Consider the following 7,624-nt stretch of genomic DNA (forward strand, 5'->3'; position numbering starts at 1 on the left):
ATCGATCTTCCGGCCGCGCAGCCGGAGAAGTACGCGGCCGAGCTGGCGCAGATCATCGGTTGTGATCCCGACGACGTGCTCCTGGTGTCGGGCAAGACCGGCCATGGCGTGCCCGAGCTGCTCAACGAGATCGTCCGGCGGGTTCCCGCGCCCATGGGTGACCCGGACGCCCCCGCCCGGGCCATGATCTTCGACAGCGTCTACGACACCTACCGGGGTGTGATCACTTATGTGCGGATGGTCGACGGCCGGCTGACCGCCCGGGACCGCTGCCTGATGATGTCGACGCGGGCAAGCCACGAGACCCTCGAGGTCGGGGTGATCTCGCCGGACCCGATCCCGCGGGCCGGGTTGTCCGCCGGGGAGGTCGGCTACCTCATTCCGGGGGTCAAGGACGTCCGGCAGGCCCGCGTCGGCGACACCGTGACCTCAGCGGGCCGCCCGGCCGAACTACCGCTGGGCGGTTACCGCGACCCGCGTCCGATGGTTTACAGCGGTCTGTACCCGATTGACGGCAGCGAGTATCCCGCCTTGCGAGAGGCCCTGGACAAGCTGCAGCTCAACGACGCCGCGCTGACCTATGAGCCCGAGACGTCCGCGGCCCTGGGGTTCGGTTTTCGCTGCGGCTTCCTCGGGCTGCTCCACCTGGAGATCGTCCGGGAACGCCTGGAACGGGAGTTTGATCTCACGCTCATCTCCACGGCGCCGAACGTGGTCTACCGGGTGGTCATGGAGGACGGCAGCGAGACGATCGTCACCAATCCGAGCGACTGGCCGGCAGGCAAGATCGCCGAGGTGTACGAACCCGTCGTGGACGCCATGGTGCTGCTGCCGTCGGATTTCGTCGGGCAGGTCATGGAGCTGTGCCAGGGGCGGCGCGGCACGTTGGGCGGGATGGACTACCTATCGACCGACCGGGTCGAGCTCAAGTACCGGCTCCCTCTCGGTGAGATCATTTTCGACTTCTTCGACGCGCTGAAGTCGAAGACCCGGGGATATGCCAGCCTTGACTACGAACCGGCCGGCGAGCAGGTGTCCGACCTGGTGAAGGTCGACATCCTCCTGCAGGGTGAGGCTGTCGACGCGTTCTCCGCGATCGTCCACAAGGACAAGGCATACGGCTACGGGGTCGCGATGACCTCCCGGCTGCGGGAGTTGATCCCGCGCCAGCAGTTCGAGGTGCCGATCCAGGCGGCAGTCGGTAGCCGGATCATCGCCCGGGAGAACATCCGCGCCATCCGCAAGGACGTCCTGGCCAAGTGTTACGGCGGTGACATCACCCGCAAGCGCAAGTTGCTGGAGAGGCAGAAGGAGGGGAAGAAGAAGATGAAGACCATCGGCCGCGTCGAAGTCCCTCAGGAAGCATTCATCGCGGCCCTCTCCACGGACACGTCCAAGAGCGGAAAATAGCCGGACTGCCTTTCAGCCGGACTGTCTTCCTTCAGCCGGACTTCCTTCTCATGCTCGGGGTTCCTCCCGGATCCGGCAGGTCCGCAAGCCGGTCCGGGAGGCCCTGACCCCCCGGGCTACTCAGGGAATTCGGGTGGATGAGGAGGGTAGTCGGATGGGTTCGGTAGCGGGTTCGTCATGGTTGGCGGGACCGGCCGATCCGGCCAGGGTGCCGGATCGGTACTCCGTCGCGTGGGGGGGGAGAAGATCCTCGATGTTGTCGAGGACACCGCGCACGGCGTCGTCATTCATGTGATTGAGCTTCCCCGACGCGGGACCACGAACTCACGACGCTTTACCTATATTGACCCGTCGATTATCAATGTCAGATCAACGCCGCCGCTGGTAGGGGGCTCCGATGGCTCCTGGGACCATCTGGCGATCAGGGGACGGCCGCAACCCGGGTGTCCCCTGATCGCGCATGCGGTTGCCAGAACGGAAAGCGGACGCTGAGGGCAGACACAGTGTTGCGAGTCGGGCACACTATGGTCATGCCACGCATCTCGACGGCCGCGTCGAACCCCGGTCTGTCCGGCGAAGCCGGTCCGGGAGGCCCAGGAGGCCCAGGCCCCCGGGCCGTGGACGGCAACTCCCGGGTGAGGGACGGTGCGCTCCCGGCGCGGGCCACGAGCAGCCTCGGTACCCGTCCGTTCGGGGTCTACGTGCATGTCCCGTACTGCGCGACCCGTTGCGGCTACTGCGACTTCAACACCTACACCGCGACCGAACTCGGGCCGGGGGTCGCGATCGGCACGTTCGTGGAAACGCTGGCGGCTGAGTTTCGCCTTGCCCGAGCCGTTCTCGGCACGGCCGACGTTGCGGTGTCAACGGTCTTCGTCGGCGGTGGGACGCCGACCCTGCTGCCTGCCGAGGACCTCGAACTGCTGCTTCGGATGATCGACACGGAGTTCGGCATCGCTGCCGGCGCCGAGGTGACGACGGAGGCGAACCCCGAGTCCGTGGACGCCGGCGTCCTGGAGCGGCTGGCGTCCGCCGGGTACACGCGGGTCTCGTTCGGGATGCAGAGCGCCCGTCCGCACGTGCTTGCCGCGCTCGACCGCCAGCACACACCCGGACGTGTCCCGGACGTGGTCGGCTGGGCGCGCAAGGCCGGTTTCGCCCATGTCAACCTCGATCTGATCTACGGTACTCCCGGCGAATCCGATCGGGACTGGCAGATGAGCCTGGACGCGGTGGTCGAGCTCGCTCCCGACCACGTCAGCGCATATGCGCTGACCGTCGAGGACGGTACCCGGCTGGCCCGGCGAATCCGGCGCGGTGAGTTGCTCCCGCCCGACGACGATCTCATGGCGGACCGTTACCAGCAGGCCGAGGAGACCCTGACCGCGGCTGGTCTGCACTGGTACGAGATCAGCAACTGGGCGCGTGGTCCCGAGTCTCACAGCCGGCACAATCTCGGGTACTGGCGTGGTGCCGACTGGTGGGGCTTCGGGCCGGGGGCGCACAGCCATGTCGGGGGTGTCCGCTGGTGGAACGTCCGCCATCCGGCCTCCTACAGCGCGCTGCTTGCCGAGGGTGTGAGCCCCGCGGCAGCCCGCGAGGAACTGGACGACCCCGCCATGCACATGGAACGGGTCATGCTCGGGGTACGCCTGGCCGAGGGCCTCGCCGTCGAGGAGCTCACTGCGGCGGGGTGGTCGCAGGCCGGTCGGCTCGCCGCCGACGGGCTGGTCGATCCCTCGGCGCTGGCGGCGGGACGCGTTCTGTTGACCCTGCAAGGCAGACTGCTCGCCGACAGCGTCATACGTGATCTCCTGCCGGACTAGCCGGTGCCAGGAACACTCCTTGAGTTCCCGCCCTCGTTGACGTGTTTGTCCGTCTCGCCTGGTCGCCGGGACAGCTACAATTGGCACTCGCGACAATCGAGTGCCAGAGCGCCTCACCAACGGGTTTCTGGTCTCGACGGTCTCGAGCGGTCGTCGCTGACCTCGCCCGACGGCTTCAGTGTGGCAAAGGGGTGATACGGCGTGCTGGAGGAACGGCGGCTGGACGTACTGCGAGCCATCGTTGAGGACTTCGTGCTCAGCAACGAACCCGTGGGGTCCAAGGTGTTGGCGGAGCGCCACCAGCTGGGGGTATCTCCGGCTACTGTCCGTAACGATATGTCCGCGCTTGAGGAGGAAGGCTACATCACCCAGCCGCACACCAGCGCTGGCCGGATCCCCACGGACAAAGGCTATCGCCTCTTCGTCGACCGGCTGTCGGGGGTCAAGCCCCTGTCCCGGGCCGAGCGGCGGGCCATCCAGAGCTTCCTGGAGGGCGCGGTCGATCTCGACGACGTGGTCCGGCGATCGGTCCGGCTGCTCGCGCAGCTCACCCGTCAGGTCGCGGTCGTGCAGTACCCGTCGCTGTCGTGTAGCAGCGTCCGACACATCGAGATCGTGACGATCACACCGGTACGCTTGCTGCTCGTACTGATCACCGATACCGGGCGGGTCGAGCAGCGTGTGGTCGAGATCCCCGCGCCGCTGGACGACCTGACCGTCGGCGAGTTGTGCGGGGTGCTCAACACAGCGCTGAACGGGCGCCGGCTGGTGGATGCGCCGGAGGCGGTCGCCGATCTGCCGGATGCCGCCCGTCCGGATCTGCGTCCGCACCTGAATACGCTGATCGCGGTTGTGATGGAGGCACTGGTCGACAAGCCGGAGGAACGGATCGCCTTGGCGGGTACCGCCAACCTGACGCGTTCCACCATCGACTTTGCCGATACGCTGCGTCCGCTTCTGGAAGCTCTGGAGGAGCAGGTCGTTCTGTTGAAACTGATCGGCGAGGTACGGGACCTCGATACTGTCACGGTCCGTATTGGTCATGAAAACAACGTGGATGCGTTGCGTTCCACATCGGTGGTGGCGACAGGATACGGTCGCGGAGCGTCCGCGTTGGGTGGCCTGGGAGTGGTCGGTCCGAGGCGGATGGACTATCCGGGAACCATGGCGGCCGTCCAGGCCGTCGCCAAGTATGTGGGTGATCTCTTGGGTGCCGACTGATGGCCACCGACTACTACGAGGTGCTCGGTGTACGCCGGGACGCCTCGAACGACGAGCTCAAGCGGGCCTACCGCAAGCTTGCCCGTGAGCTGCATCCCGACGTGAACCCCGACCCCGAGGCGCAGTCTCGCTTCAAGGCTGTGACCACCGCCTACGAGGTCCTTTCCGACCCGGAGAAGCGCCAGATCGTCGATCTCGGCGGGGATCCGTTGGCGCCCGGCGGGGGAGCCGGCGGGGCGTCGTTCGGAGCGGGCTTCGGTGGCCTCGGCGACATCATGGACGCGTTCTTCGGCGGCGGTGCCAGCCGTGGGCCGCGCTCGCGGGTGCGCCGGGGCAACGACGCCCTGCTCCGCCTCGAGCTCGACCTTGTCGAGACCGCCTTCGGGACGACCAGGGACATCACCGTGGATACCGCGGCGGTGTGCGCTACCTGTTCCGGGGACGGCGCGGCGCCGGGAAGCCACCCGGTGACCTGCTCGGTCTGTCACGGGCGCGGGGAGATCCAGCAGGTCACCCGCTCGTTCCTAGGCCAGATGGTCACCTCCAGACCGTGCACCCGCTGCGGCGCCACCGGGACGGTGATCGAGTATCCGTGCAGGGAGTGCGGCGGCGACGGCCGGGTCCGCAAACGGCGCAACCTCACCGTCAAGATCCCCTCCGGTGTCGAGGACGGGATGCGCATCCGGCTGTCCGGCGAGGGCGAGGTCGGTCCGGGAGGCGGGCCCAACGGTGACCTCTACGTCGAGGTGCAGGAGCGCGCGCATCCGGTGTTCACCCGGGAGGGCGACGATCTGCACTGTGAGCTACGCGTCCCGATGACTGCGGCCGCACTCGGCACCACCTGTGTGCTGGACACCCTTGACGGTAGCGAGACCATCACGGTCAAGCCCGGCACCCAACCGGGCCATGTGATTACGATGAGTGGCCGCGGTATTCCGCACCTGCGTTCGGTCGGACGGGGTCACCTGCACATCCACGTCGTGGTCGAGACACCAACCAAGATCGATGTTGAGCAGGAGAGGCTGCTGCGCGAACTGGCGAAGCTACGGGACGAAGAGCAGCCGGCGGTCGTAACCAGCGGTAACGGGTCCGCCGACGGGCAGGGCTTCTTCTCTCGGCTGCGCGGCTCCCGCGGAACGCGGTAGGCGTGACCCTTGGTGACCTTCGAAGGGCCTGACCGCTGACCGCACCCCTGTTCCACCAGGTATCGGTACCGGACACCCCCGAGCTGACGCTGTCCGGCGCGGAGGGCCGGCATGCGGCGACGGTGCGGCGGCTGCGCCCCGGTGAACGTCTGGATGTCACCGACGGGCATGGTGTGGTCGCCGAGTGCACGGTCGTGCAGTGCCGGCGGGACGAGCTCGACTGCGCGGTCGAGCGCAGGGTCGTGCACCCGGCGCAGGTCCCCCTGCTCGTGGCGGTCCAGGCGCTGGTCAAGGGCGACCGCGGTGAGCTCGCCGTCGAGCTCATGACCGAGGTGGGAGTCGACGAGATCGTCCCCTGGGCGGCCTCCCGCTCGATCGCGCGCTGGGAGGGGGAGCGGGGTGCGCGTGCGCATGGCCGCTGGTCGGTGACTGCTCGTGAGGCGGCGAAGCAGTCGCGGCGGGTGTTCTGGCCGCGGGTCTGCGCTCTCGCCGACACCGACACCGTCGCCGCCCGGCTTGCCGCGGCCGACGTCGCCGTGGTCCTGCACGAGGACGCCACCGAACCGCTGACCCGGGTGCTGGCCGCCGAGGCGTCCGCCACCCGGCCATCTCTTGCCCGGGCGCCGGACACGCCCGCCGCATCGCCGGAGATCATCGTGGTGGTGGGCCCGGAGGGCGGGATCACCACAGCCGAGCTGGAGGTGTTCGCCGCGGCCGGGGGACGACCGTCCCGGCTCGGCCGTACGGTGCTGCGGACGTCGACCGCCGGTGTGGTCGCCGCCGCGGTTGTCCTCTCCCACACCTCCCGATGGGACCGCTAGACCGTGTTCTCGGTGCGCCCGGGGTCCCCGCCGTGTCGACGCAGCCGATGCGGCAGGTCCAACAGGCCCGAGGATCGCTACACTGAAGGACCGTACTGACTCATGTCATTCGAGAGGTCTCGTGGCCGACACCGGCCGCAACCCATGACCGATTCCACCTCCCCGTCCGACCAGCGGACCGTTACGCGCATCGTCGTCCCCGGTGCGCACAGCATGGTGAGCCTGCTAGGCCACCAGGACGAGTTGTTGCGCGTTGTCGAACAGGCGTTATCGTCCGATGTCCACGTCCGGGGTAACGAGATCACCATTACCGGTCATCCGGACGAGAACGCGCTGGCGGCCAAGCTCTTCGCCGAGCTGATCGCCGTGCTGGAGTCCGGAGCCGAGCTCACCCCGGCCCATGTGGACCACTCGCTGTCGATGCTGCGCAGCGGCAGCGAGGAACGGCCGGCCGAGGTTCTCACCCTCAACATCCTGTCAAGCCGGGGCCGGACGATCCGGCCGAAGACGCTGAACCAGAAGCGTTACGTGGACGCGATCGACGCCCACACCATCGTGTTCGGCATCGGCCCGGCCGGTACGGGCAAGACGTACCTGGCCATGGCCAAGGCCGTGCAGGCGCTGCAGTCCAAGCAGGTGAACCGGATCATCCTGACCCGGCCGGCGGTCGAAGCGGGGGAGCGGCTCGGTTTCCTGCCCGGCACCCTCTACGACAAGATCGACCCGTACCTGCGCCCGCTGTACGACGCCCTGCACGACATGGTCGACCCGGACTCGATCCCGCGGTTGATCCAGAGCGGCACCATCGAGGTCGCGCCGCTGGCGTACATGCGTGGGCGGACCCTCAACGATGCGTTCATCATCTTGGACGAGGCGCAGAACACCTCCATCGAGCAGATGAAGATGTTCCTCACCCGCCTCGGTTTCGGTTCCAAGATCGTCGTGACCGGGGACATCACCCAGGTGGACCTACCCAGCGGTACCCGCAGCGGCCTGCGGGTGGTCCGGGAGATCCTCGACGGGCTCGACGACGTCCACTTCGCGATCCTGACCAGCGCGGACGTGGTACGCCACCGGCTGGTCAGCGAGATCGTCGATGCCTACGCCCGGTGGGACGCGGCAAGCGCGCCGAGGCCACAACCCGCCCAGGCCGGCCGCCGGGACCGGCGATGACGACAGGCACCGGGACGACGGACATACC

Annotated in this window: 7 protein-coding genes; 6 read left to right on the forward strand and 1 reads right to left on the reverse strand. The window is 67.8% G+C overall.

All coding sequences use genetic code 11. From position 1 onward, the window contains the following. Positions 1-1,410, forward strand: a 1,410-nt coding sequence (gene lepA / locus DD1DGNOD_RS08715; RefSeq protein WP_131769857.1) for a translation elongation factor 4, incomplete at its 5' end; no start/stop codon positions are given. 120 nt (positions 1,411-1,530) lie between these two features. Here the strand turns inward: lepA and DD1DGNOD_RS27895 are convergent. Beyond that, positions 1,531-1,701, reverse strand: coding sequence for a hypothetical protein (locus DD1DGNOD_RS27895; RefSeq protein WP_165034839.1), 171 nt, complete (start codon positions 1,699-1,701; stop codon positions 1,531-1,533). A gap of 344 nt (positions 1,702-2,045) precedes the next feature. Here DD1DGNOD_RS27895 and hemW point away from each other — a divergent pair, with 344 nt between their 5' ends. The 5 genes from hemW (at position 2,046) to DD1DGNOD_RS08740 (ending at position 7,596) form a co-directional block, all read left to right on the forward strand. Next, complete coding sequence (gene hemW / locus DD1DGNOD_RS08720) at positions 2,046-3,236, forward strand: radical SAM family heme chaperone HemW (RefSeq protein WP_241251341.1); 1,191 nt, start codon at positions 2,046-2,048, stop codon at positions 3,234-3,236. Between the two features lie 201 nt (positions 3,237-3,437). Further along, positions 3,438-4,457: a heat-inducible transcriptional repressor HrcA gene (gene hrcA / locus DD1DGNOD_RS08725; RefSeq protein ID WP_131766049.1), complete on the forward strand. Its 1,020-nt coding sequence runs from the start codon at positions 3,438-3,440 to the stop codon at positions 4,455-4,457. Further along, positions 4,457-5,602 carry a molecular chaperone DnaJ gene (dnaJ, locus tag DD1DGNOD_RS08730; protein ID WP_131766050.1) on the forward strand — a complete coding sequence of 382 codons (1,146 nt, stop codon included), beginning with the start codon at positions 4,457-4,459 and terminating at the stop codon, positions 5,600-5,602. The genes hrcA and dnaJ overlap by 1 nt, the downstream gene beginning before the upstream one ends. 35 nt (positions 5,603-5,637) lie before the next feature. Then, positions 5,638-6,423, forward strand: coding sequence for a 16S rRNA (uracil(1498)-N(3))-methyltransferase (locus DD1DGNOD_RS08735; RefSeq protein WP_131769853.1), 786 nt, complete (start codon positions 5,638-5,640; stop codon positions 6,421-6,423). A gap of 144 nt (positions 6,424-6,567) precedes the next feature. Then, entirely contained in the window at positions 6,568-7,596 is a 1,029-nt protein-coding gene (locus DD1DGNOD_RS08740) for a PhoH family protein (RefSeq protein ID WP_131766052.1), read from the forward strand. Positions 7,597-7,624: the final 28 nt, after the last annotated feature.

Origin of the sequence: Candidatus Protofrankia californiensis (genome assembly GCF_900634765.1) — a bacterium.
GTDB classification, from domain to species: Bacteria; Actinomycetota; Actinomycetes; order Frankiales; family Frankiaceae; genus Protofrankia; species Protofrankia californiensis.